Origin of the sequence: Sedimentisphaera salicampi (assembly GCF_002117005.1) — a bacterium.
GTDB classification, from domain to species: domain Bacteria; phylum Planctomycetota; class Phycisphaerae; order Sedimentisphaerales; family Sedimentisphaeraceae; genus Sedimentisphaera; species Sedimentisphaera salicampi.
Genome location: NZ_CP021023.1, coordinates 1854393 through 1880701, shown reverse-complemented (window position 1 = coordinate 1880701; position 26309 = coordinate 1854393). Strand labels below are relative to the sequence as shown.

The following is a 26309-nucleotide window of genomic DNA, read 5'->3' as shown; positions in this document are numbered from 1 at the left end:
GCAAACCCTTAACATCCCGCCAAGGGTGAGAGGCCTTATTATTTTATAGGCTATGGCAGATTGAGAAAATTCTGTTTTTTTTGGCCTCGTTTCCGATCTGCCCTAAACCGCCAGAATACCGAAAAATTGCAGATAGACAATTTGGCACATAGACAAAATGGCTATAGACAAAATGGCGTAAACATAAGACAAATTGGCGTGCAGCATAGACAGATTGGCGAGGATCATAGACAAATTGTCTACCATAATTTAAAAAATAAAAGAAATAAAAAAGAAAAGGCGGCGTCTCGAACAAAAGAGCCTTCCGGAGGGGCTCTTTGTTCTTCGCCTTCGGGGGAAGATTCGGCCGGCTCAGTCCGTAAATGCTGCGGCATGTCTGTGATGGGCATCTGCTGTCCACTTATTTCCGCCGAAGGCGGATTCATGCGTGGCTCAGTTTAAATATCTCGTATCGTGAAATCGCTGCTTAATACTAACGACAATCAGAGCCGTGCGTGGAGTCCGCCGCAGGCGGATCTAATCTCTAATTTAAGAGAAAGTTAAACATCGGAGTAAGCGGAGACAGCGGAGAGATTCGTGGCAAGTGGCAGAGTGGCAGAGCTGCAAGTCCGCCTGCGGCGGATTGCAAGCAGCAAAATCATTAGAGAAAAATCAGCGGAGAGGATGTGATAAATTAGACAGGATTAACAACCCCGAACCGCTTTGGCTACGGGGCAAGGATTTACAGGATGAGATAAAGATTTCATATTAATTTTAAATCGGCTTTCTCCATCAAAAAAACTTATCTTAAATCATTAGTGAAAAATTAGTGCTGATTAGCAACTAAAAATATCTCCCCTCCGCTTCCTCCGATAACTCTGTGTCAAAAATACAATTTAAACATTGGAGAAGAGTTTGGTATTGCGGTGAAACGTTCTTCCGACAGAGAGCTTTCCCTCATTTATGAAAATGTTTTCTCTGATGTAAAAGAGAGTTAAACATCGGAGGGAGCGGAGACAGCGGAGAGGATGTTAATATATTTATTTAAAAAACCTCTGTGCCCCTCGGTGTGCCTCTGTGGTTAATATATATCTTTTCTCTCCGTGGTTAATGTTTTTTTTACCACAGAGGACACGGAGGATCACGGAGGATGTGTGAATTTTATCTTTAAATCTTAGGATATTTATCCTGTTAATCCCGTCAAAAAAAGGTATCTTACAAAATCATTAGAGAAAAATCAGCGGAGATTAGCGGCTAATATATCTCGCATTAAAAAACCTTAGCGTATCTTAGTGCTGCTCAGCGGCTAATAAATCTCAGCGCCGATTAGCGGCTGAAAGATTCTCTCTGCCTATTCCCTGTATTCTTACGCCCTTTAGCTTTATCCCTTCTCGCTCTGCGTGAAAGCAAATAAAATGGCGTTGGTTTTCTGTTTAACAGGCAAAAAACTTGACTTTTCCAGCCTGTTAGAGATACTCGTGAGATTAGCAAAATCGTTGATTTTTGTTTTTATCTTACTTAAAACCCTAATTAAACAGGCAAAAGCAGTATGAAAGCATCTGATATGAAAAAAGGTATGTCCATAACCATGGACGGCGAGCTTTATATAATCCTCGATTACCAGCATGTGAAGCTCGGCAAGGGCGGCGCTGTGTATCAGACAAAGCTCAAAAACCTCACCGACGGGGGCACTCGAGAGGTTCGTCTTCGTGCGGAAGAGGACATTGAGCAGGCGTATTTAGACAAACGCAAGTACGAATATCTGTACTCCACGGGCACAGAGCACGTTTTGATGGACACAGAGACCTTCGAGCAGATATCGCTTGATGATGATCAGTTCGGCGACGGCACGAAATACCTCAAAGGCAACGAAGAGCTTCAGGTTTGTATGTATCAGAACAAGCCGGTTCTGATAGACCTTCCCAACACCGTTGACCTCGAGGTAACCGATACCGCTCCATACATCAAAGGGGCCACAGCAACCAACCAGAACAAGCCGGCAACCCTAGAAACCGGCATAAGCGTTATGGTTCCGCCTTTTGTAAAAAACGGCGAGAAGATTCGCGTTGACACTCGCACGAATGAGTATGTTACCAGAGTGAAGGAATGATCTGCTGAACCAGCTTGGTTTTCGCAGAATGCTGCATTCGGCCTGCATTTGCCGGCCGTTACCGGCGAATAATTTTATTACAGAAAGGCAGTAATGTTTTCACGCTTTTCAAAAATGCTTGTAAATCTTTTCGGCTCCCGCAATGAGCGAGTCGTTAAAAACTACATGAAAACTGCGCTGAAGGCGGGTGAGTATGAGCAGCAGATGGCTGAGCTGTCTGATGACCAGCTCCGAGATAAAACCAGCGAGTTCCGCGAGGCGATAGCCGGCGGGACAGACCCCGAAGAGCTTCTGCCAGAGGCGTTTGCTGTAGTTCGTGAGGTTGCCAAGCGAAAAATCGATTTGCGGCATTATGATGTGCAGCTTGTTGGCGGGAACGTGCTTTTCGACGGCAAGATTGCCGAGATGGCCACGGGTGAGGGTAAAACGCTCGTTGCCACGCTTGCCTGCTATCTGATGTGTCTTACCGGGCGTAAGGTGCATATTATTACGGTAAACGACTACCTCGCCAAGCGTGATGCTGAATGGATGAGGCCGGTATATGAATCTCTCGGGCTCACTGTAGGGGCTATTCAGGCCGATATGGACCCGGGCGGAGCGGAACGCAAAGAGCAGTATTCCAAAAATATAACCTACGGAACAAACAACGAATTCGGCTTTGATTATCTTCGTGATAATATGAAAGTCAGCGCAGAGCAGCTCGTTCAGGGCAGGCTGGATTTCGCCCTGATTGATGAGGTGGATTCGATCCTGATTGACGAGGCGAGAACGCCTCTGATTATCAGCGGGCCTGCGCACGACGATGTTACCAGATACAAGAAGGCCGATTCGGTGGTACGGGAGCTTATAAGGCTTCAGGGCGGCTACAACAAGATTCAGGCGCAGATAGACAAGCTCGAGAAGGATATCGCAAACGCAAAGGGTATCTCTTCGGATTCGTCTTCCTCGCAGGAGCAGAAGCAAAAGGCCGATAAAGATATTCAGGCCGCAGAGCAGAAAAAGGCGGAGCTGGAAGCGGAGCTTGAGAGGCATACACAGTATTACGAAGTTGAATACGACAAAAAATCTGTACACCTCACTCACGAAGGCATCGGGGCTGCGCAGGATATAGCGAATGTGGGTTCGTTCTATGTGGGCTCGAATATGGACTGGCCTCACCTTCTCGAACAGGGGCTCAGGGCGCATGTATGCTTTGAGCGTGAGAAGGATTACGTGGTTATGGACGGGAAGGTGGTTATTGTTGATGAATTTACCGGCCGTCTTATGCACGGCAGGCAGTGGTCAGACGGGCTCCATCAGGCCGTTGAGGCAAAAGAAGGCGTTAAGATAAAGGAAGAGAGCCAGACTCTCGCCACAATCACCCTGCAGAATTTCTTCAAGCTATACGACAAGCTTGCCGGTATGACCGGTACTGCAATGACCGAGGCGCAGGAGTTTCTCGAGATATACGGGCTGGATGTGGTATCGATACCCACAAACGAGCCATGCATACGAGACGACAGGGACGATGTTATATACAAGACTATGCCGGAGAAATTCAACGCTATTGTTGAAGAGATCAAACGCGAGAGCGAAAAGGGCAGACCTGTCCTTGTGGGAACTGTGAGCATTGAGAAATCAGAGGCGATTTCCAACGCATTGAAGCGGAAATACGGCGTTGAGCATGAGGTGCTCAACGCAAAGCAGCACGCCAGAGAGGCCTCAATTGTGGAGAAGGCCGGCCATCAGCATAAAGGCCGCGACGGGAAGATGTGGGGAAATGTTACTATCGCCACGAATATGGCAGGACGCGGTACCGACATCAAGCTGGGCGAAGGCGTGGCAGAGGCCGGAGGCCTGCATATCGTTGGTACTGAACGCCACGAATCAAGGCGAATCGACAATCAGCTCCGCGGACGTGCCGGAAGGCAGGGAGACAACGGTTCGAGCCAGTTTTTCCTTTCGTTTGATGATGAGCTGCTGTCTGTCTTCGCAGGCGACTGGACAATAAAAGCCCTCACCAAAACAGGCTGGGAAGAGGGAGAGCCGATATATCACAAGTGGATCACCAACGGGATCGAAAAGGCTCAGAAGAAGGTAGAGGAAAAGAACTACGAGATACGAAAATCGCTTCTGGAATACGATGAAGTGATGGACTACCAGAGGCGTGAATTCTACACGAGAAGAAAGAACGTATTGAAGGGCATCGGGCTGCGCAAGATCATCGAGGAGATGATGGAGAACGTTGTTGCAGATGCCTGCGATACGATCCTCGCAGATGACTACCCGAAAAACTGCATCGTTGAATGGCTGCGTGTGAATCTGGGTGTGGATGTTGAGCCCGGCCAGATTAAGGCCAATTCCACGCCGGAAGAGATCGAAGAGCTCGCCAAAGAGAAGGCCAGAAAGAATATCGAGAACGATATCTCAATAACTATGGGCGAGTATATCGAAGATTCTTCAGATAAATCCACATGGAAGCTTGATAAGCTGAGCAAATGGCTTATGAGCACCTACAGCGCAAATGTTCCCCTCTCCAAGCTGCGCAAGATGGAAGCGGATGAGATCGAGCAGACAGCAGTTGAAGCAGCGTCAGGGCAGCTTAACAAGAAAGACTGCAGCAAGCTGGCCGAATTCCTAAAAGACGGCTTCGCAGAACGCGTGTTTACCGATACTGTATCCGCGAGGTTTGATATAAAGATTGATCCGGAAAGGATTAAGGGCAAAGAGAGTGAAGAGGTTCGAGATTATGTGCTGAGCCTTGTCTATGAGAAGTATAATCAGCGCGAGATAGAGTATCCGGTGGAATATGCCCTCAGTATGACATATTCCGGCGATTCGGCGAACGTTTATCAGTTCGACAGCCTCGCCAAATGGGCAAAGCATAAGTACAATGCAGACTTAAACCCCAGCGAACTGCAGGATATGAGCTTCCATCAGGTGGAAGAAAAGCTCATGGCGATAGCTCATGAGAACACGCCGGAGAAAGTGCTTGCTGAAGTAGAAGAAAAGATACAGAGCCTCGGAGCTGAAGAGGCGATAAAGTGGTCTGCTCAGAGGTTCGGCTTCAATCTTGAGGCAGAAAACGCCCCGAAGGATGCCGAGCAGCTCAAAAATCAGGTGCATGAATTTATGCGCAGAGAGCTCAGCAGGCTCGAGAGATACGTACTTCTTCAGGTGTTTGATGCGGCATGGAAAGACCACCTCTACGCAATGGACAGGCTCAAGGAAAGCGTTTCGCTCAGAAGGTTTGCAGAGAAAGACCCGCGCATCGAATACAAGCACGAGGGCTACCGGATGTTCAGCGATATGCTGGAATCTATTGAAAACCGCGTAACCGATACGGTGTTCAAGCTCAGGCTTGAGGCGAACGCTAAAACGAAAAACGTATATGGAAGCCAGCAGAATGAGGTTCACCAGCAGGCCGATCAGTTCGCGCAGAACGAGAAGCAGAGGGAGGCCGGACAGGCCCCAAAGGCTTCTCCAAAGCAGATTGTAAATAAGTCTCCGAAAGTCGGCAGGAACGATCCGTGCCCCTGCGGGAGCGGGAAAAAATACAAAAAATGCTGCGGGAAAAATAAATAGGAGCATTAAATGAGAAGATTTATTCCGGCATTGATAATATCGATTATGATATCTGCCCATGCAGAAACGCTGGTGCTTGAAGACACCGGCTGGCAGCCTGCCCAAGAGGCTCTAAGCGATGTGCAGCTGAGCCTTGCAGAGATTTGCCGTCTTGCGGAGAATCAAAATCAGGACGGGCTCAGCGAAAAACTCGAAGAGTTTGAAGCCGCCAACCCGGATCTCTCGGGTAAGGCATGGGATGCGTTTGCCGAAGCAGAGATGATATATGCCGAGAGAGACGTGGAAGAGGCCGCTGAGAAGTTTTATGAAGTGCTGGATAATTACCCCATGAGCGAATTCTATCAGCCGGCTTTGGAGGGGTTGTATCAGTGCGGAAAGCTGTATCTCTCGGGCAGAAAAAAAACCTTTTTGATGGTATTCAAGCTCAAGGCTTATGATGAGGGCGAAGAGATTATGCGTTCGATAGCCGATAGAGCGGGAAATGCGCCGATCGCTAAGAGAGCGTTCTACACCCTCGCAGAGAGCTACGAGAAGCGGGAAGAATATATCGAGGCTTACAATATCTGGGTGGAAATCGCCACTCGCTGGCCCACGGGCGAGGAAGGATTGAAATCGCTTTACGAAATGGGCAAGAATATGCATCAGGCATACAACGGCCCGAAGTACGACAGCTCATCTCTCAAAAGCGCAGAAGGATACTACGGACAGTTCAAAAAACGCTATCCCGAAGAGGCAGAGCTCAGGGATATAAGAGAAAAAATACAGCTCACCCAAGAACAGCAGGCATACAAGGAATACAGAATCGCAATGCACTACTACCGCGTGGAAGACTATCAGACGGCCATGGTTTATCTTGAATCTTTTCAGGAAAACTGGCCTGATTCACAGTATGCCGGTGAGGTGGAGAAGGTTGCCGCAGAATGCAGAAAAGAGCTGGAAAAGCTGAAGGATAAACCGCGTATCAGGCCGGTAGATAAGAATATCTTCTGGAGGTTCGCTCATTTCTTTGATTTTGATGTCAAATAAGAGGGCTATAAAATGAGATCTGTTAAATTTTTCACACTGCTCACCCTTGCTGCCGGCATTCTGTATATCTCGGGCTGCTCGGGATACACGCAGGGATTCCCTTATCCTGAAAAGGTGCAGACTGTATGCGTGGAGATGTTTGAGAGCAAGAGCTTCCGCAGGGGATACGAATTCGAGCTCACCGAAGCCCTCTGCAAACAGATTGAGGCGCAAACCCCGTACAAGATCGTTTCAGACCGTTCCCGGGCAGACAGCCTGATTTACGGAGAGATAGAATCAATCTCCCAGACGGTTTTGAATACAGACAGCGAAACAGGACTCCCGATTCAAAGAGAGATTGGCGTGAATGCGGTGTTTACGTGGAAGAATCTGGTAACAGGGAAGTTGTACGCAAATAACAAGAGGATTAAGGCTGCCGGTACTTATGCAGACGGGCAGGACGTGGAACTGGCAGGGAAGGCGGCAGTGAACAAGGCCGCCGAGAAAATAGTAGAAGCTATGCAGTTGGAATGGTAAAAGCTCTATAACTGCCGGGGCTTTCGCTCAGCTGGTTAAAAATATACATAAAGGATTAGCTATTTATGGCAGAAGATAATAACAGCAATAACGATAAACAGAAAAACAGTATTCCAAAGGTTCCGGGCGGCGGGAAGTTCAAAAAGCCTAACCCGATGGGTTGGCTTTTTATTATTTCGGTGATGCTTTTGATAATAAGCTCTTTCGGCAAGCTCACCCCCACAGACTCAATAAAATACAGCGAGTTTGAAAGGCTTGTGGAGCAGGGGTATGTGCGAAATGTTGAAATCGGCACAGGCTCTGTAACGATTGAAGGCGAGCTTACCGATGCGGGCGTGCAGGCGAGGAAAAGAGAAAACCCGAACGCTGCAAACCGCTTCAAAACGCAGTATTCTCCGGAAATCCTCGAGGGAACTAAAGACCTGCTTGCAGAGAAACAGGTTGACTACAAATTCGTTGCAGACGGATTCTGGGTAACCTTCCTGATACAGGTAGCACCGTTCCTGATTATAATCGCCCTTTTCTACTTCATCTTCGCAAGGAATATGAAGAGCGGCGCCGGCGGTATGCTGATGAACTTCGGCAGAAGCAAGGCAAGGCTCATGGGAGATGAGCAGAAAAAGGTAACGTTCAAGGATGTTGCGGGTATTGATGAGGCCAAAGACGAGGTAGCCGAGACGATTGAGTTTCTCAAAAATCCGAAGAGGTTTATGAAGATTGGCGGAAGGATACCCCGCGGTATTCTTCTGGAAGGCCCTCCCGGGTGCGGAAAAACGCTTTTGGCAAAGTCTATAGCAGGCGAGGCGGATGTGCCCTTCTACAGCATCAGCGGATCGGATTTCGTGGAGATGTTCGTCGGCGTAGGTGCAAGCAGGGTGCGCGATCTTTTCAAGCAGTCTAAAGAGAATGCCCCGTGCATTATTTTTCTCGATGAGATTGATGCAATCGGGAAGAAAAGAGGCCCGGGCGTTGCAAGCGGCGGGCACGACGAACGGGAGCAGACTCTCAACGCAATTCTCGTGGAGATGGACGGCTTCGAATCCACCGATCAGGTTATTGTGATAGCTGCTACCAACAGGGTTGACGTGCTCGATCATGCTCTGATAAGGCCGGGAAGATTCGACAGGCAGATTTATGTGCCTTTCCCGGATATCAAGGGAAGGCTTGAGATACTGAAGGTGCATTCAAAGAAAATCAAGATGAGCCAGAAGGTCAATCTCGAGGTGATCGCAAGAGGCACGCCAATGTTCAGCGGAGCTGAGCTTGAGGCCCTTATAAATGAGGCCGCTATCGGCGCCACCATGGCAAACAAGAACTATGTGGAGCAGGACGACCTTGAAGAAGCCCGTGATAAGGTGCGATGGGGAAGGGCGAAGAGAAGCCGTGTAATAGACAAAAAGGAAAAAGAGCTCACGGCCTATCACGAGGCTGGACATACGCTCATTCAAAGCGTGCTCGAAGATGCAGACCCGCTTCACAAGGTGAGCATTATACCCAGAGGCCCCTACGGCGGGGCTACGTTCTCGCTGCCTGAGAAGGAGCGGATGACGTTCTCTTCGAAATACTGCTACGCATTTATCAAGGTGTGCTTCGGAGGCAGGATTGCTGAGGACATATTCTTTGATGATGTAACAAGCGGGGCTCAGAACGACATCAAACAGGCGACCATGCTGGTTCAGCATATGGTAACCGACTGGGGGATGAGCGATAAGATTGGTATGGTTAATTTCAGCGGCGATAACGACCAGAAGATGATGTTCGGCGGGAGAAAGCTCGACTGCTCGGAGAAAACATCCGAGGTGATTGATGCTGAAGTGAAGAGGATTATAGACAGCTGCTATAATGAGGCCTATAAACTTATTGAAGAAAATAAGGACAAGGTTGAAGGGATTGCTAAGGCGCTTCTGAAATATGAAACGCTTGATGCTGATGAGGTTAAAACCATCCTTGACGGAGGTGAACTTACCAGACCTACAGTTTCTGATTTGGTAGAGGCGGAGAAGAATAAATCTTCTGAGCTGAGAACCCTCTTTGATGACGACGATGAAGAATCTCTCAAAGAAGATGACTTCTACGATACTGATATCGAAGATGAGGAAGAGGAAGACGACGATCTCTACTGGGACCTCGATGAAGATGAAGAATTTGAAGACAACGATGATGACAAAGACTCTCATGACAGCAGCGATAACGAGGACAGGAAAGATTAGTTCTTAGACAAAACAATGCATAGAAATACGCGAGGCGGGGAAATGAAAAGATATTTTGCTGTTTTGCTCTTGCTCCTTAGCGGCGCAATTGCTCAAAAGGTGGAGATAATCAGCTATCAGGACTACACCAGCGCAGCCGAAGCAGGGCTCGTAAGAGGCTCTAAGAATAGGCTCGCTGTTGAGGTTGATTTTACAGGCAGTGAGGTAATTCATTACTACGCAGACCAAAGCACTGCCCCGGGCGGGCGAGTTCTTTCGGTGAGCCTTGCAGACCCTGACCTCTCAGCAGGCAGCGCTGTTTATCCTGAAACGAGCCTGTATGTTGATAAGCAGGGCAAGAGCTATGAGGTTTATGAGGGCGATTTTTCAGTTTATATTCCCGTTAAGCAGGAGGCCGAAAAGAGCGGGGCTGATGTGATTATTGAAGGGATCGGCTGCGCAGGAGACACCTGCCTGCCTCCATTCGAGAAGTCGCTTACAGCAGAGCCTTCGGATAATATCCAAACCCTTGATATCGCCTTTGCAGCAGAAGAGGGCTCAAAGCAAACTGAAACCCCGCCGGCAGAAGATCCGCAGGAAGCTGAGCCGTTTGAGCTTGGCGAATTTCTGCTGTATTGCCTTTTGGCTCTCGCAGCGGGGCTGAGCTTTAATGTTATGCCGTGCGTTTGGCCGGTTCTCCCGATTGCGGTGCAGAGGCTTGTGAACTTCGCAGGCCACGGCAGAAAGAAACTCTTCGAACAGGGGCTCGCATATTCTCTGGGTATCATATCATTCTTTGCGATTTTCGCTGCTGCAGGAATAGTTATCAAGCTCACAACAGGCAATGCCCTGAATTGGTCTGAGCATCTTCGCTACCCGCCCGTGCTGGTAACAACCGGTATGCTGCTGATAGTTTTTGCATTATTTATGTTTGATGTGCTTTCTTTTGCTGTTCCCGCTTCGATCTCAGGCGGCGGGCAGAAAAGCTCCGGCGGAGACCTCGCCGGCACTACCGTAATGGGATTTTTCGCCGCCCTTCTCAGCACGCCCTGCAGCGGAGCGATTCTCGCAGCGGTTTTCCTCTGGGCGCAAACGCAGTCCCTTGCAGTCAGCACGGTGATAATCCTGCTTCTCGGCGTGGGTATGGCAATACCATACTTCCTGCTTGTAAACTTCCCGGCGCTTCTTGAAAAGCTTCCCAAGCCCGGGGCGTGGATGGAGAAATTCAGAAACGCAATGGGATTTCTGCTGCTTTTTATCGCGGTGAAACTGCTCGCATCGCTCAATGCGGAGATGCTTTCCAAAGCGCTTACTTACGCAGTTATACTGAGCTTTGCGGTTTGGATGTTCGGAAGCTGGGTAAACTTCACCACCCCGAAACGAAAGAAGATGATTGTGCGGGCATTAGCGGTTGTTATTGCTGTTCTGCCTGCATTTGTAATATTCTCCTCTGGCGATAAGCTTATAAACTGGCAGCCATACAGCACACCTCAGATACAGCAGCAGACCGAGCAGGAAAGGCCGGTGCTTATAAAATTCACAGCAGACTGGTGTACGAACTGCCATATTCTCGACAGTCAGGTCTTTCAGGATGAGAAAATCGCATCTGCTCTGGAAGAAAAGAACGTGTTTACAGTGCTGGCTGATACAACGCTCAGCTCAAATCCCGCCACAACTGCCCTGAAAGAGGAGTTTGGAGAATCGGGGAACGTGCCGCTCACGGTGATTATATCCCCGGAGGGAGAAAGAACAAAACTTAGAGGAATTTATAGTAAGAAGGAGCTGCTGGAAGTGTTGGATAATTTCAGCGTGAAGCAAGATGGATAACAGCAGAAACAGCCAAATCTTGAACGAAGAAACTTGGCGCGTGTTCCGTATTATGGCGGAATTCGTTGAGGGCTTTGAGGAGATGAGCAAAATCGGGCCGGCAGTTTCTGTTTTCGGCTCGGCAAGAGCCGATGCGGGCAATGAATACTACAGTCTCGCAGAGCAGACCTCAGCCATGCTTGCAAAGGCCGGATTCACTGTAATCACAGGCGGAGGAGGCGGGATTATGGAAGCCGCTAACAAGGGGGCCTTCGAGGCAGGAGGCGAAACAATAGGCCTCAATATTGAGCTTCCGCACGAGCAGAAGCCGAATGATTATCTCTCGAAGTGTTTGAGTTTTCGCTATTTTTTCTGCAGGAAGGTTATGTTCCTCAAATACGCCAACGGGTTTGTTGTGTTCCCGGGCGGATTCGGCACAATGGACGAGGTGTTCGAATCTCTCGTGCTTATCCAGACATACAAACAGGCATACTTCCCCGTTGTGCTGATGGGCAGAGATTTCTGGCAGGATATGCTCGATTGGATGGTAGAGAAAATGTGCAAGGCTCACGAATTTATAACGCCTGAAGATATAGACTTCATAGACATCACCGACGACCCGCAGGAAACTCTGGACATCCTCCTGAAATTCCACAGAAGGCACGGAACCGGCCCGCTTCAGCCGATTAAATAATTATCAAAGTCATTTGAAAAGCCCAAGATGGAAAACTTCAGGCAAAACCCGCCCAAACAGCAGATCACAGCAGTTTCTGCGAGTCCGAGAGTGAACGGCAATTCCGATGCAGTTCTGGAAGGCATTGATGCAGGGATCAGGGAAACAGGGATTTCGTGCAGACAGGTTCAGCTCAGAGATTTGGATTTCAAGGCATGCATTGGCTGCGAGAGGTGCAGGAAGGATAAGATCTGCACAGGCCTCATAGACGATCTAACCGAGCTTTACCCCTCTTTAATCGAATCTCAGGGCTTAGTCTTGATTTCCCCAACACATAACTACAACGTAACAGCGATGATGAAGGCCTTTATAGACCGGCTCTACTGCTTCTACAATTTTGAGAACACCGTTCCTCGCGGCTGGAGCAGCCAGCTCAGCGGGCAGAGCAGGAAAGCTGCTGTTGTGGGGATAGCTGAGCAGATGAATGAGGAGGATATGGGCTTTACCATACCTTCTATGAAACTCCCGCTTGAGGCGCTGGGTTATGAATTTGTGGATGAGCTTGCTGTTTTCGGATTGTTTGAAAGGGGCAAAGCCAAAGACTGCCCGGAGGTTTTGGATAATGCCCGCAAGCTCGGCCTTAAACTCGCCGACTCGCTCAAATAATAAACTTCGGCAACTGGCCAAGCCTAATCCAAAAAAACGCTGATTTAATCTAATCTTTTGCCACTGAGTCAGTCTGGCGCAGGCGGGAAGCCCGCAAAGGATCTTAGATTTTTGTGCTTTCAGACCGGATTTACAGGACAGAGAGGAAGGCTTTGCTGGCCTGCCGCTCCGTACTGTCTTTCCTGTTTGTCCTATATCTCCTAACAAGGATTATAGAGGCAAGATCCTGCGCCTGTCCGCGGGTGTCTTTGCTCTGCTGTGTTTGCCGCAAGTTCTTCGAGATGATTTATAGCAACGTAATTTAAAACCGAGCTGCACTGGAACACGCGGATAGATTTGGGCAAAGCAAAATCAGCAAAGATGAGCGGCTTATGAGTGTTTTCTTCTCAATGCAAACCCGCCGATTCCAAGAAGGGCGATTGTTGCCGGCTCGGGGGTTATTGTCATTTCGATCTTTTCACCTTGGGCGAAATTGGAATCTGTAATTGTGTATGTACCCATATCCATTCCGAGCGAGTTTATTGTGCTGTTTTGGAAGGTCATTGAGCCGCTTACTGTCAAGATGTTGTTCTCATCGACATCTTCAGGCAGAAAATACAATCTATTTAAGCTTCCGCCTTCTAAATGCAAATAATCCCCGGTTGCGCTGTCAGCACCAACAGGATCGCCGTCCCCAAATGAAGGAACAGACTCCAAAATAATTCTGGCTTGAGTATCTCCCACAGACGGCTCGCTGAAATTAGTAAGATACCCGTCTGAAGGTATCACGCCGCTGTTATAAGGGACCTCGATGGTGTATTCAGCGTAAGAGCCTCCCTCAGCTTTGAATTGTGAGATATTGAGGCTGCCGCTGTGAGAAACTATTACATCGTTTTCCTGCTCGTAGATTTCAATGCTGATATAATCTGCTGAAGCATTGTTTGCCGATAAACAGAAAACCGCTGATATAATCCAGAATATACTAAGCTTTTTAACCATATCAAACACCTTTCAATATATTAATTTTCATTTGAATAACATACTAACATAGTAATTTTTCATAATCAAACTATTTTCCCAAAAAAATTTGATTTCAGGATTTTGTAACGGATTTGAAAAAATATTTTGTTGAATTTTTTCACAGCCATCCCATAGGTCCATAGATTTATCGTTGAGGGCTTGTTTATTGTATTAAAACGCCCTTTTCCTGAAGGATTTCAATCACCCCAGTTTGCATTTTTTTGGCTATTGTTCAATTGTCAGTTTTTTGCTCAATACTGCCCACTCTTTTTTCACCTCTTTCTTTGCGTAAAATCTTGCTACATATTAAAACCTGGCAAATAAGCCTGCTGAGGGCTTGCAACCATACGCGGTGAACCACGTGCTGTCCCACAGGCAGCCATAACGCTAAAAACATCCAGCCGGCTGAATAATACACCCCTCAGCAAAGTAAACAATCGACTGAATGTTCCTTTCCATTTGCCGAGGAAACCTATATACCGTATTAAAATATAAGCAAGCATTGCCGTCCATACTTGCCATAGAATCGCTTCTTGGCTATGCCCTAGGAAATCGCTTAGCTGCAAAGTCTGCTTTATTTGCTTGAAAAACACCTCTATGCCCCATCGGCATTTATATAGGCCGCAGATACTGCTCGGCGCCCACTGAGTATTGTTAGTGATAAATTTCATAAGCTTTTTCTCGCCGTTAACTTCCACATAAGCCTTAACCAAACGGAGCTGCTTCGGGTAGGCCTCATAGCTTTTCGGCATTTCAAGTTCAATTAATGCATCGTATTGGATATCACCTTTTGGTTCTGTATTCTGTTTAACAAAACGATATTTCATATTGTCTTTGGCTCTGGTAACCCAGAATAATTCTCGCCTGTCAAGATCAGCCAGATGCTTAAAATCCACGTAAGCCTTGTCAAAAACCGCTATTTCGCCGCTTTTAAGGTTCTGACAGAGCTGATAAGCCTCTGTCGAATCATGGGTTGAGGCTTCTTTTACAATAGCAAATTGAGGCAGGAATGTCTGGAGATTAAGCTGCATGTGGCACTTTGCAGCGGCTTTGCGTCTGCGATGTTTAGCCCAGTCAATACAGTTGGCTACAAGCTGAATCGTTGTTGAATCAACCGCATATATTGCTCTCTTAAAACGCCTTGGAAGGCCGGAGTATTTATGACCTCTGCCAAAATTAGGATGCTGGGCTTGGATATGGGACAGCACCTCCCAGAAGAGAGTCTCTGCCATACGAGGATCTCGAACCCTGTTTGCATGAGAAAGCCCATTCCTGCTTGGTGGGGTTGCACGGCGAATAGGAATCAAAGCTCCGGAATGATTACGCAATGTGTCGGCAACGTCGTTCAGCGAGAGGCTGTGAGCAATCTGGACATGAAGCATAGATACAATGTGAGACCAGCACGAAAATGTTCGTGATTGCTTGTCAATACCGTAAAACCGGGATAATTTTGAAACAAGATAAGCAGGAATATATTGGCATATCTGCTTGAGAACTGTATATTGATGCTTAGCGGGTGTCATGAGTTACTCCTAATTTTTGGTTAGTTTGTTGAAATTAGTGTAACTCATACCCCGCTATTTTCAAAGAAACATCTTATATTTTGTTCTTCTATGGGATGGCTGTGGAATTTTTTGTTAAATTCCATTCAAATACGCTTATGGAATTCAGAAGAGAACATCAGCGGCTAACCGCTTCGCAGGTTTTGCAGGCCCTTGCGGACGGGCAGGATATCAGTCTTCTCAGGTGTACGGTTTCAGGCGATCTGGAGGTTGACCGTTTCTTCGAGAAGGAGGAGAAATTCGACACATCAAACCTCCAAACCTCTGCACAAGAGCAGTGCAGAATAATCACATTCCCCCAGAAGATCATTATGAATGAATGCACGTTCGAGGGTAACGTATTTTTCGCGCCAGAATGGGATGATGAGGGGCTGCTGCGGGTTGTATTCAAGCAGGATGCGGTTTTCAATATGTCCGTTTTCAAAGAGCAGACCCGCTTCGCAGACAGCACCTTTCACGGCAGGGCGGGCTTCGACGGCTGCAAGTTTTACAGCGTTGCCGCCTTTACAGACTGCAAATTCGGGGCTCAGGCGATGTTCAGGACAGTAGAATTCCACGGCTATGCTCTTTTCAACCGTGCCCGATTTGCTCAAGACGCAAGATTTATCAACACCCTTCTCAGCAAAGGCGGGAACTTCAAGGAATCACTGTTCATGAGCGCTGCGGATTTCAGCGGCGTTTATTCCACCGGCAAATCACTGCCGACCCATTACGATATCACCTTCGCAAGGAGATGCTCCGGCGACGGAGAAACATTCTGGCGCTACGTAAAGCAGGCGGCTACCGAAGCCGGCTACTACAAACTCGCCGGCGACTGTTTCTACGAAGAACGAAAATGCAATATGCGGGGCAGGTTCTACGGCAAAAATTTCGCTAAGCTCGATAAGAAACAGAAAATCGCAAAGCTTGCAAAGGGGATAAAGCTTCTGCCGGAATTCCTGCTCGGCGATCTGCTCTTCGGCTATGGAGAAAAGCCCGTCAGGGTGATTTACGCTGCCTTAACTGTTATCATAACCTGCGGGCTGCTGTATTTCAGCGTGGGTGATTTGGAGTGTCCCCATTCCCCGAACGGAAGTACGTTTTTCGAGAGTATGTACTTCAGCGTTATCACTTTCACCACGCTGGGCTTCGGAGATGTGTACCCAAACGCAACGCACACCTTCACAAGGGCGGTTGCGATGTTCGAGGCGATCAGCGGAACGTTTTTGATTTCACTTTTCGTTGTATGCCTTGCCAAACGCTTCTCCCGCGGATGAAATAAGTATATTTACGGTTTTCTTATTTTTTCTCCCTCTTATCCGCCTCTTTAAGCTATTTAACTTGAAAATGCGTTTTTAAAATGGTAGCCTCATCCTTATACCTTGGAGTTGAGCAGGATGTATCAGTTCCACTTCTTTGATTCACCTCGAATGAAATTCTGGGGTTATCAGCTTTCTGGTATGCGCGTAATCTGCCGAGAGGCAGGGGAAATATTTCAATTTTTTTTTGCAGGAGTTTTATTATGAAGAAATTAATTTTCACAATTATTATTACAGTTTTAGCCGCCAGTGTCTTTGCAGACTGGCAAAGGGATCCGGCAAGCGATGTTGACAAAGAATTTATCTCGGGCAATGAAGGTATTGATACAGGCACGCCCCCGACAGACAACAGCTGCTGGATGGCCTCGGCCTCGAATCTTCTCGCAGGAGCAGGCTACGGCAGCGGAGCGACAATTCAGGAACGGGCAGAAGATATCTATATCGATATGCTCAACTGGCAGGCGACCATAGACCCGTCAAACACGCATGGCACCCAAGACGGCGGCTGGATTGATACAGCCCTAACTTGGTGGCTGAGCTCGTCTCATAACGTGTGGCCTTCCAATCCCTATAACGTTGTGAACGTGTACGGGAATAAAAGTAAGGTTCCGTGGTCTAATGCTGACGGAGCGAAGGATATAGGGAATATGCTTCGGGATTATAAGCAGGTGGGTTTGAGCATCAGCAGGCCGCGAACTTCCCCGGGAGGAAGTCCCAGCGGCGGGCACGCAATAGCTGCATGGGGCGATGACGGCTCCTCTGCCCAGCTCGGAAGCAATCCGGATGAGGTTATTGTGGCCGATTCAGACCGCGATACCGGCGGAACAGACTTCCAGAGCTACACCTACGACGACTACACAAACCCCAATCCGGGAGGCTATGATGAAGGCAACGGCTGGTATTTCAATTTCTCAGCCAACCACTGGTTTATTAAACACATCGCCACTCTTACACCAACAGACAACCCTGTTGACCCGGGAGACGGGCCGACACAGCTTGTTGTGGGCTCTTATAAGATCCATCAGGACGAGCTTGAATCAGCAACCGATCTGCATTACACAGCATGGACAGACTACGACATCCTCGGCTACAATACAGATATAGACTGGCAGACATCCAACTCTCCGGAAATCACAGAAAGCAATACTCACGTTCCGAGCCTCACAAGATCCGATATTACCGCAGACTGGGATCTCTCCGACAATCCCGTGCCATACTGCAACGACGTAACGATAACCACAGAATTCGTGCTTCAGGGCTGGAACGGTGTTTGGTATGACGATGTTTACTTCACATACCCGGGCGGGCAGGAGACAAAATACCTCCAGCCGCCATACGACTCTTCGCTCGGCACAGATATAAGATGCGACACCTACGACGATATCCCAAGGCTTTTGGCAGATGACTTTGAATGCACTCAGGAAGGGCCGATCACCAAGATCTATCTCTGGGGTTCATGGGATCAGGATTATGCAGAAGGCGACCCTCCAGGGAACGTGCAGAAACTGCATCTCAAGATCTACAGCGATGATCCAGTGGGCGATGACCCGAAAAACCCCGATGACGACCCTGATAACGAGGCTTCAAAGCCGCTTGAGCTGCTTTGGGAAGGGGATTTCTCTGATTTTTCAGCAAGCCAGTACAGCATTGTACAGGAGGAATATTTCTGGGATCCGTTCACGAATTCCTCTCTTAGCTGGGACAACAGGATATGGCAGTATGAAATTGATATACCCGAATCTCAGGCCTTTGAGCAGCAGGGTTCCCGAGATAATCCTGAAGTTTACTGGCTCGGCGTTTCGGCTGATATAGACGGCTACAGCTATGCAAAATTCGGCTGGAAAACCACCAGTCTCGAAAACGGCTGGAACGACAAGGCTGTTGCATGGAAGGATACGCTGGTTAAAACAGACGAATTTGATTTCTGGGAAGACCGTTCAAGCCATTCATATCAGGAAAACGGCTCTATTTCTCAAGGTGCATACGACTGCTCAGGCGATCAGGCTCTGAGAATCGGCAACGGCGACAGCGGCTCATCTGTTTTCCTTATTATGAACGTAAATCCGAACTCTGATCAGGTTAAGCTCAGATACAAGATTCCTTGGGCAGGAGCTGTAGCAGGTGTGATTGGCGCAGAGCTTATGGTAGATGGAGACTACAAGGGCAATATAGTATCAGACGGCTGCCTCTGGCAGGAAATGGTGCTGAGCGGAATGGCCGGCGATACCGCAGACGGTGAGATTGAAATAAAGATCAGGGATACATACCCAGACTACGACGGAGATATACAAATCACATCAATTGAGGCCTATTCAATGGCCAAAGACTGGGAGCCGCTGGTCTATCCAGATGGCCACGAGCTTGTTTCTCAGCCTGTGGATATGGCTTTCGGTGTTGTAACTCCACAGACCAGCCAGGGCGTGTTTATGCCTGAATTCGGCTGGAATATCGTTACAGAAGACCTGGACAACACAGACATACCGGATATTTCAGGCGGGTATGTTCTGGGTTCATTTGATTTGTTCGGCGATGATGGGCTTCTCGGGCAGTATCGTTTCGTGCATCAGTATCCATACACCCAAGACCCCGAGACACATACCTTCACAATCCAAGGCGGGCCGGGTGGTTCTTCTGCTCCATGCGCTGATTTCGAAGACGTTAAATCCCCGAGCTCATATTCTGTAGGCGGTTCTTTCAACACTCAGGGCTATGATGTTGATTTCAAAAAATTCTTCTGGCTTCCCAGCGGCAGCACAACAAGCGGCACAGGAACAGTTGATACCTCAGGACAGGCAGGCGGCTCCGGCAGTGAACTCGAGCTGGATAATATTAACGCAGAATTCACCTTCAACTATCCTGTAGAGTGCCTGAGCCTGCTTTTCGGCGAATACGGAGGTAATATAAACCTTGAGGTGAACGGAGTTTTCTCGAATTTCGACAACTTTGCAGACATCAACGGCTACACCATAGGAGGCTGCAGCATCAGCGTAACAAACGGCTACGGCAACGATAAGGGGACTTTGCAGATTCAGGGTACTGTCAATCAGTTCAAGATAGGCGGTCAGGAGCTGTTTATCGATGATGTATGCCCGAGCTGCGGTTCCGGCGGAAGCACTGTAACAGCGGCGAATTTCCGTTTCGGCCACAGCTACGGCAGGCCAGGCAAAGAGAGGCTCTGGGAGTTCAGCGACTGGCTGACAGTTTCACCTCAGCAGGTATCGCTCAGCTCCGGCGAGCCGGCGGATATATCACTCAACTGGGACGGCAGGCTGCCATACCCGGCAAGCGATATTACCCCGGCAAGCCAGATGCCTCAGGCTCCGGACTGCACGGTTTATCTTGAAGGCGACCTCAACGAAGACTGCTGCGTGAATCTCTTAGACCTCAAGATGCTTGCTTCCAACTGGCTCGAATGCACGTTGGCACAGCAGCGATAATAAAGGCGTAAAAAACGGGACTGTCTGCAAAGGGCAGTCCCGTTTATAATACGAATTGCATACAGAATATGCAAACTCGGCCAATGTGAGTAAAGTGTACTTTTCATTGTGTAGGTTGAATCTGCGCAGCCGGCTGATTATAGCTAAGACCTCTACCATCATTCATTTCTGTAAATTCTATCACCCGCATTTCACCAAATTGGCGGTTTTGGGGAATTTTGGGGAATCTGGAAATTTTTCTTGCTTTCCCTTCGTTTACGATAAGAATAGCTCTTATGGAGATTGAAACGTCAATATAAAGGCCTTTTGGCATGATTAGAATTAACAATCACATATCTACTATCGATGAACTCATAGATCTACTTCACGATCTCTGGATTGATATTTCTACTATCGAATACAATCAACAAAAAGCGAAAATTATTTTTATCGTAGGTAAATTCGTGAAATCAAACATATTTAATAAAAAATTTACTCCTTTATTTAATATAAGTGTAAGTCCGGTTTTTGATTATACACTTAATGACAGTGAAAAGGTAGGCACTTATGATATCAATAAAATAATCATAAAGGGAAATGATCTAAGGATTATAACTGGAATTCCATTGGTTTTTGAAATGAAATTGGCAGATAGTTATGTTATTGACGTTGAGTATAGATAGGCAGATTACTTTTAAGATCAATTTTTTGAGAAATATCAAAAACAATGTTTAGCGTTGATCATATTGACAGTATAGCCCCGAACTGCCAGAAGGTGGATGAAAGCGCTGTCGGGAATCCGTATATGTTTACCGGCCGGCGGTATGACAGCGAGTCCGGCCTGTACTATTACCGCGCCAGATACTACAATCCCAAGCTCGGAGTTTTCCACTCCCGCGACCCCCTTGGCTATATCGACTCAATGAACCTCTACGCATATTGCGGAAATAATCCCATAAACTTCGTTGATCCTTGGGGAGAGAGACATTATTGTAAAAATGAAGTGGAAATTATATTAAAGAGAGGAAGACAAACTTTTTACAATCCCTTCAAACATGCGATGCCTCCTAAAGCTACCAAAAACTACAGTCATCCCTATCTAAATAAAATAATTAATCTTATACCTTCAGGGTTCTATCCTGGATGGGATTTTGGTGCTGGCAAGGAGTGCCCAGATACTTATGAAGTTCCGGGCAGGGGGGAAATGAATGCTTCAGAATTTACAAATTATTTTGCTGGATATATGGGGGGATATCATGGTTCAGGATTAGGTTATCTTGCTATGAGGATGGCTGGTAATCTTTACGAAAATTACCAAGGAGATGGTATTCAAAAAGCAAATGTTTTTTCAGGTGATTGTGAAGAAAGCGTTAGGGATATAAATAACGGAGCATATGATGGCATTAAAAGAAGGTATAGAGATATAAAAAACACTTTTACGGCTTTGGACGATCTAATTAATTAGCCGCAATCATGATATAAATTTTATGCGGAGACTACCCATGTTAAAAATACGAAAAGGCAATGCCATAAGCAAAATGTTTTTTGTTATCCTCTGGGCTTTTGTATTGATTGCGATAATCTTTTTGAGGCAAGGGATTTCATTTAACAATGATAAGCTCAAAAGGCTTCAACAGAATAATTACATCAAGCTTGGAGCTGCTTTGAATAATTACAGGGATCTGAATGGCGAATACCCAGCTAAGAATGAATGGGTCGATTTGCTCATTAACTATTTCCCTTATATTCACAGTTCAGACTTCAAAGACTTTACTGCTGGCGGGATTTACTCAGCAGCTCTGAACGAAGATATATTTGATAATGCACTAAACGAAAGCTCGGTTTTGCTTTTTGGGATCTCTGGAGACAAGAAAAATATGTGCCGAAAATTCAGCGAAATGAAAGCTCCTAAGATTAAATGGATTGTTACAAGCTCCGGCGTTTTCTTCAAAAACAAAGATATGTACAACAGAGCAAAGGAGTAAAGATGAGATCTAAAAAAAATGTAGGCCCTATTACTATTCTCCTTTTGGGAGGCTGGCTTTTTGGCGTCGTTTTCGCAGCAGTTCAGCTTAGAATATTTTTTGAAGGTTATGAAAATTGGGCACTGCTGCACAAAAGAAACTATTTGAAAGTGGCCTATGCCTTAAACGAGTATGAAAATTCTTTTGGAAAATATCCGGATAGTAAAAGCTGGTATGATGATATTATAAATGAATACAACTTTGTGTCGGAAGAAGACTTCTTACTTTTCGGGGAAAATGAAAGCTTTAATATTGCACTAAACAGAAATCTGATGGGTAAACAAAGAAAAGATAGAGATACAGTGCTTTTATATCAGGGCTCTGACGAGAAAAATCAGGCAGGGGGAAAAGCAGATTACAAGAAATCAAAGGGCTGGGTTATTACAGTCGGAGGTAAATACTTCGAATTTGACAAAGATTCAGGTGTGCTGAAATCAGAAACAGAATCAAAAGCGATTCAGCCTAAAGATTTAAGATTTTAAATTTGAATCGGAAGAAAACAGAGTTGCCGGCGGGAGCAGGCTGGACAGAAAGCATGAGCGATTTGGCGGAGGCGTGGCTTTGCGCCGAGGGCGATTTATGCTATGATGCAAATTACGATTTTATCGACAGCACCGAGCCTAATATGATCAACATCGAAGACATGGCGTTTTATCTGAGCGAGTATTATATTGCAGAGCGGGATGCCGCCTTTGCGGAAGAATACTACGGCTATTTCGCAGGCGGGCTGGGCAGCGTGGCTGCTGTTTACAGCACCGAGCCGAACGGCATCGCTGAGAGATACAGCTACGATGCATACGGCAGCGTTTCAATAACCGATCCGAACGGCCAGCCGCTGGATGAAAGCGATGTCGGGAATCCGTATATGTTCACCGGCCGGCGATATGATGCCGGCTCGAAGCTGTATTACTACCGCGCCAGATACTACAATCCCAAGCTCGGAGTTTTCCACTCCCGCGACCCCCTCGGCTATATCGACTCAATGAACCTCTACGCATATTGCGGGAATAATCCTGTGAACTTCGTTGATCCGGGGGGGGAGACTTACGAAATTATACATCCTGGCGGAAGCCAAATACCAAGACCTGCAGTAACTAAGGAAGAACATTATAATCGCAACAATTTGAATACATGGCGTCCTAATACAGTAGAAGAAGCAAAAAGATTAGGCTGGAGAAAATTAAGCGGAGCGAAAGACAATTACCATCAACAAGGGCAGGGAAACGAAAATAACCAAAAATGGGTTTCGCCGAGCGGCAAATGTGAAGTAGTTTATGACTCAACAGGCCAAAATATTGTAACAGATCCTGTGAATATGGGGACCTATAATTTTTTCCCTGATACTGAACCTATGAACCACTTAAATTATGATGTTTTACCATACATTAGATGGGGCAATTCTCCAGATGATCCTACAAAATGGTATCAAAGAATCTTAGGCACTTACTAATATTTAACAGCTAGTTATTAAACCAAAGAGACGCAATATTGAAAATAGAATTTGAACTAAAGGGAACAAAATGAAAAAGAGAAAAGCTGTTTTGTTAATTTTCCTGTTGATGATATTTGCAATACCTTTAGCGGTTTTGGGATGGCTCGCAAAAATAGGATTGTTCACAAAAATCTACGAAGAAACCTACATCTGCAGCGAATTGGAGAAGTATAGCTTTCCGCCTGATTTAACCCAGATTGATGAAAACGCATCTTTTATGGTAGAAGGCTGCTGCATTTACCCGTTCTTATCAACTAATGATAATGAATTCGACGGCAATGTACGAGGAGGGCCTTACGAATTATTCATTCAAATCCGCAAGCCCTCAGGGAATAACTGCAAGATAAAAGTAGCTGGCGGTGTCTTAGAAACAGAAAGCCGAAAATTGAATTTCCCTATGGAAAAATTTGATTCCGAAAAATATCCAGCGATGGAGGTATTTAACCTTACAGAAGAGATTCATCTGGATTATAATGCCGAAAAGAAATTTAAACTGAAAATAAAGCTTGATGTTATTGAAGAGGGAGGCAATATTTCACGAAGGAGCATTGAATATAACTTTACAGCAAAAAGAAAAACAATTCCTTCGTCAGTTGTCTAACAATATGCTGATGCGAGAGGGCGTAACAATCGACTCTGCGGCCGAAACGTATTCGGCCGATCCGAACGGGATGGGTACTGTTTTTTGATTATGAGATATTAAGATGGACAAATCGAAAAGTGCGTCAAAGAGAAATATTTTACTGCTTATAAGCGGACTTCTGCTTGTTGCAATCGTGGTATTATGTTTTCAAGCAGGATTTTTGATTATCCACAGGAAGGAAAAATATATATGCAGGGAGCTGAACGAGTACAATCTTCCCATTACCAAAAATCAGATTGATGAAGAAGATTTCAATGTGATAGAGGGCGTACTGTTTTATCCTTTCTTTCAGCCTTCTGCATATAGAAATAATACAGCCGGACCTTACGGCCTTTATATTCAGGTTCATAAAGCAAATCCTGCTGTTAATGCAGAAATAAATCATATTTATATCAAAAGAAAACAGGGAGATATAAAATTAGAAGAGCAAGATTTGGAATTCTCCAAGCTGAACGGATTTGAAGTTTTATCATCAAAAGAAAAATTGCATCTTAATTCAGATGGAAACAATAGGCTTGATTTGATTTTAAGTGTTACCGTTACTAAGAACCAAAAAACGATTGATGATAACATCAGATTTGATTTTGCTGCCCAAAAAAGAACTTATCTGACCGGTCCTGTAAACTAAACTGTTGAAAATGATTATTATAGATAAATGTGGTTTGTATGATTGATGTGGTGAGGCCGGCGGGAGCAGGCTGGACAGATAGCATGAGCGATTTAGCTGAGGCGTGGCTGTGCGCCGAGGGCGATTTATGCTATGATGCAAATTACGATTTTATCGACAGCACCGAGCCTAATATGATCAACATCGAAGATATGGCGTTTTATCTGAGCGAGTATTATATTGCAGAGCGGGATGCCGCCTTTGCCGAAGAATACTACGGCTATTTCGCAGGCGAGCTGGGCAGCGTGGCTGCTGTTTACAGCACCGAGCCGAACGGCATCGCTGAGAGATACAGCTACGATGCATACGGCAGCGTTTCAATAACCGATCCGAACGGCCAGCCGCTGGACGAAAGCGCTGTCGGGAATCCGTATATGTTTACCGGCCGGCGGTACGACAGCGAATCCGGCCTGTACTATTACCGCGCCAGATTCTACAATCCCAAGCTCGGAGTTTTCCACTCCCGCGACCCCCTCGGCTATATCGACTCAATGAACCTCTACGCATACTGCGGGAATAATCCTGTGAACCGTGTCGATCCTTACGGCGAGGCTTGGCCTCCACCTGGAAAAGGTCAAAAAGGTTCACTAACGAATCCAATCAGCATTACGAATAAGTTTCTAAAAAGAAAGATGAATACCTTTAGAAAAAGAGGGCTATTCCCTAATCATCTATATGAACTGCCATTATTATTGTCGTCTGATATTGGATATTTTTATGAAAGAGCAAACCATTATTTCTTATTGAATGGGAAAAAATACACTGGAGAAGAGATTAACTATATTGCTGTTGGGATGTCTTCGGCCTATTGGAATTTTCCTCGCTTCTTGCCAGATGTTTGGAATATGGGAGCAACAGAAGGTGAAAAATATTTCTTCAACTTTGGCTATGACTTTTATGATGAAAATTATAAGTATCATTACAATACCAATTCAAATGATCCCAGTAATATTCCGACTTACGTCCCAGATATATTTTAATTCTTAGGATTGAGCAAATGAAAAAGGTAACTATACTCATCTTTATGTTGATATCAGCCTCTGTTTTGTACTATTCTTGCTGGTATATGGTTGGCTGCTCACTCGTCAATAACCCATTATTTACAGGTATTTGTTCTGTTTGCTTCATATTGTTTATGTTTCTGATGAGCATTGCAGCCCCTGTTTTGTTGATTTCAGCTTTAGTAATGTTTTTTAGAAGCAAGAAAGATAAGGCAAAAATATTATTTATTTCAGGCATTGGATTAGCCGCTGTATCATTTTTTGCTTTGCAGCCTTCATTTAGAAGATACGTATTGCTTAAAGGCTTCGAGAAAAGTATAGCGGGCAAAGCGGAACGCTTTGATTTGGCAGGGCAAATTGAGGGTTTAGATTTACCCGATTCAAAAGAATGGCAGAAAATAAAAGATCCAGAAAACAAAATAAAGGGCTATGATGTTTTTTCGCCGAGAATAATCTTGTTTTACAGAGACTCTGATAAGAAAGCAGTTTATCTTTCTTACGGCAAAGGAATCATCAAACCTTTTGGAATAACAGTCTATAATTCCGACATAGCAAAAGATGATATTGGGGTTTTCGGCGATCAATTAGATTATAAAGCTATCAATAGTAAAATGATTTTATGGAGCGATAAATAAAAGCAGTTTTTTGCAGAATTGAAAAATTAGCAGCTTTGCGGGG

At 46.1% G+C, this 26309-nt stretch carries 21 protein-coding genes; 19 read left to right on the top strand and 2 right to left on the bottom strand.

Annotated features, from left to right (window positions below; genetic code table 11):
* Positions 1-1528 precede the first annotated feature (1528 nt).
* The 8 genes from efp (at position 1529) to STSP1_RS07035 (ending at position 12529) form a co-directional block, all read left to right on the top strand.
* The gene (gene efp, locus STSP1_RS07070) at positions 1529-2089 is read left to right on the top strand and encodes an elongation factor P (RefSeq protein WP_085755685.1); all 561 of its coding nucleotides are present in this window, start codon (positions 1529-1531) and stop codon (positions 2087-2089) included.
* Positions 2090-2182: 93 nt separating this feature from the next.
* On the top strand, positions 2183-5653 hold the full coding sequence (gene secA, locus STSP1_RS12685) for a preprotein translocase subunit SecA (protein WP_085755684.1): 3471 nt from the start codon (positions 2183-2185) through the stop codon (positions 5651-5653).
* A gap of 9 nt (positions 5654-5662) precedes the next feature.
* Positions 5663-6679, top strand: a complete 1017-nt coding sequence (gene bamD / locus STSP1_RS07060; protein WP_085755683.1) for an outer membrane protein assembly factor BamD — start codon at positions 5663-5665, stop codon at positions 6677-6679.
* A gap of 12 nt (positions 6680-6691) precedes the next feature.
* Positions 6692-7195: an LPS assembly lipoprotein LptE gene (gene lptE / locus STSP1_RS07055; RefSeq protein WP_085755682.1), complete on the top strand. Its 504-nt coding sequence runs from the start codon at positions 6692-6694 to the stop codon at positions 7193-7195.
* Between the two features lie 65 nt (positions 7196-7260).
* Positions 7261-9405 (top strand): ATP-dependent zinc metalloprotease FtsH, encoded by a 2145-nt coding sequence (ftsH, locus tag STSP1_RS07050; RefSeq protein ID WP_085755681.1) that lies wholly within the window; start codon positions 7261-7263, stop codon positions 9403-9405.
* Between the two features lie 42 nt (positions 9406-9447).
* A complete protein-coding gene (locus tag STSP1_RS07045; protein WP_161491661.1) occupies positions 9448-11211 on the top strand; it encodes a protein-disulfide reductase DsbD family protein in 1764 nt (587 codons plus the stop codon).
* Positions 11204-11884, top strand: a complete 681-nt coding sequence (locus tag STSP1_RS07040; RefSeq protein WP_085755679.1) for an LOG family protein — start codon at positions 11204-11206, stop codon at positions 11882-11884. Before STSP1_RS07045 ends, STSP1_RS07040 begins: the two co-directional genes overlap by 8 nt.
* Positions 11885-11911: 27 nt before the next feature.
* The gene (locus tag STSP1_RS07035) at positions 11912-12529 is read left to right on the top strand and encodes a flavodoxin family protein (RefSeq protein ID WP_085755678.1); all 618 of its coding nucleotides are present in this window, start codon (positions 11912-11914) and stop codon (positions 12527-12529) included.
* A 369-nt stretch (positions 12530-12898) separates the two neighbouring features.
* Here STSP1_RS07035 and STSP1_RS07030 read toward each other — a convergent pair whose 3' ends face one another.
* Positions 12899-13507 carry a PEP-CTERM sorting domain-containing protein gene (locus tag STSP1_RS07030; protein WP_085755677.1) on the bottom strand — a complete coding sequence of 203 codons (609 nt, stop codon included), beginning with the start codon at positions 13505-13507 and terminating at the stop codon, positions 12899-12901.
* A 320-nt stretch (positions 13508-13827) separates the two neighbouring features.
* Positions 13828-15051, bottom strand: coding sequence for an IS4 family transposase (locus tag STSP1_RS07025; RefSeq protein WP_085754774.1), 1224 nt, complete (start codon positions 15049-15051; stop codon positions 13828-13830).
* A 101-nt stretch (positions 15052-15152) separates the two neighbouring features.
* Between STSP1_RS07025 and STSP1_RS07020 the strand changes: the two genes are divergently transcribed.
* The 11 genes from STSP1_RS07020 (at position 15153) to STSP1_RS06965 (ending at position 26266) form a co-directional block, all read left to right on the top strand.
* Complete coding sequence (locus tag STSP1_RS07020; protein ID WP_161491660.1) at positions 15153-16346, top strand: potassium channel family protein; 1194 nt, start codon at positions 15153-15155, stop codon at positions 16344-16346.
* Between the two features lie 245 nt (positions 16347-16591).
* A complete protein-coding gene (locus STSP1_RS07015) occupies positions 16592-19825 on the top strand; it encodes a DUF7901 domain-containing protein (protein WP_085755675.1) in 3234 nt (1077 codons plus the stop codon).
* Between the two features lie 311 nt (positions 19826-20136).
* Positions 20137-20487, top strand: a complete 351-nt coding sequence (locus tag STSP1_RS07005; protein WP_085755673.1) for a hypothetical protein — start codon at positions 20137-20139, stop codon at positions 20485-20487.
* A gap of 44 nt (positions 20488-20531) precedes the next feature.
* Entirely contained in the window at positions 20532-21269 is a 738-nt protein-coding gene (locus STSP1_RS07000) for an RHS repeat-associated core domain-containing protein (RefSeq protein ID WP_085755672.1), read from the top strand.
* A 37-nt stretch (positions 21270-21306) separates the two neighbouring features.
* Positions 21307-21789: a type II secretion system protein gene (locus STSP1_RS06995; protein ID WP_085755671.1), complete on the top strand. Its 483-nt coding sequence runs from the start codon at positions 21307-21309 to the stop codon at positions 21787-21789.
* 2 nt (positions 21790-21791) lie between these two features.
* A complete protein-coding gene (locus tag STSP1_RS06990) occupies positions 21792-22310 on the top strand; it encodes a hypothetical protein (RefSeq protein WP_085755670.1) in 519 nt (172 codons plus the stop codon).
* 2 nt (positions 22311-22312) lie between these two features.
* A complete protein-coding gene (locus STSP1_RS06985) occupies positions 22313-23278 on the top strand; it encodes an RHS repeat-associated core domain-containing protein (protein ID WP_085755669.1) in 966 nt (321 codons plus the stop codon).
* A gap of 70 nt (positions 23279-23348) precedes the next feature.
* On the top strand, positions 23349-23921 hold the full coding sequence (locus STSP1_RS06980) for a hypothetical protein (protein WP_085755668.1): 573 nt from the start codon (positions 23349-23351) through the stop codon (positions 23919-23921).
* A 103-nt stretch (positions 23922-24024) separates the two neighbouring features.
* Positions 24025-24591: a hypothetical protein gene (locus tag STSP1_RS06975; RefSeq protein ID WP_085755667.1), complete on the top strand. Its 567-nt coding sequence runs from the start codon at positions 24025-24027 to the stop codon at positions 24589-24591.
* 38 nt (positions 24592-24629) lie between these two features.
* On the top strand, positions 24630-25610 hold the full coding sequence (locus STSP1_RS06970) for an RHS repeat-associated core domain-containing protein (RefSeq protein ID WP_085755666.1): 981 nt from the start codon (positions 24630-24632) through the stop codon (positions 25608-25610).
* A gap of 17 nt (positions 25611-25627) precedes the next feature.
* The gene (locus STSP1_RS06965) at positions 25628-26266 is read left to right on the top strand and encodes a hypothetical protein (protein WP_123807010.1); all 639 of its coding nucleotides are present in this window, start codon (positions 25628-25630) and stop codon (positions 26264-26266) included.
* Positions 26267-26309 lie beyond the last annotated feature (43 nt).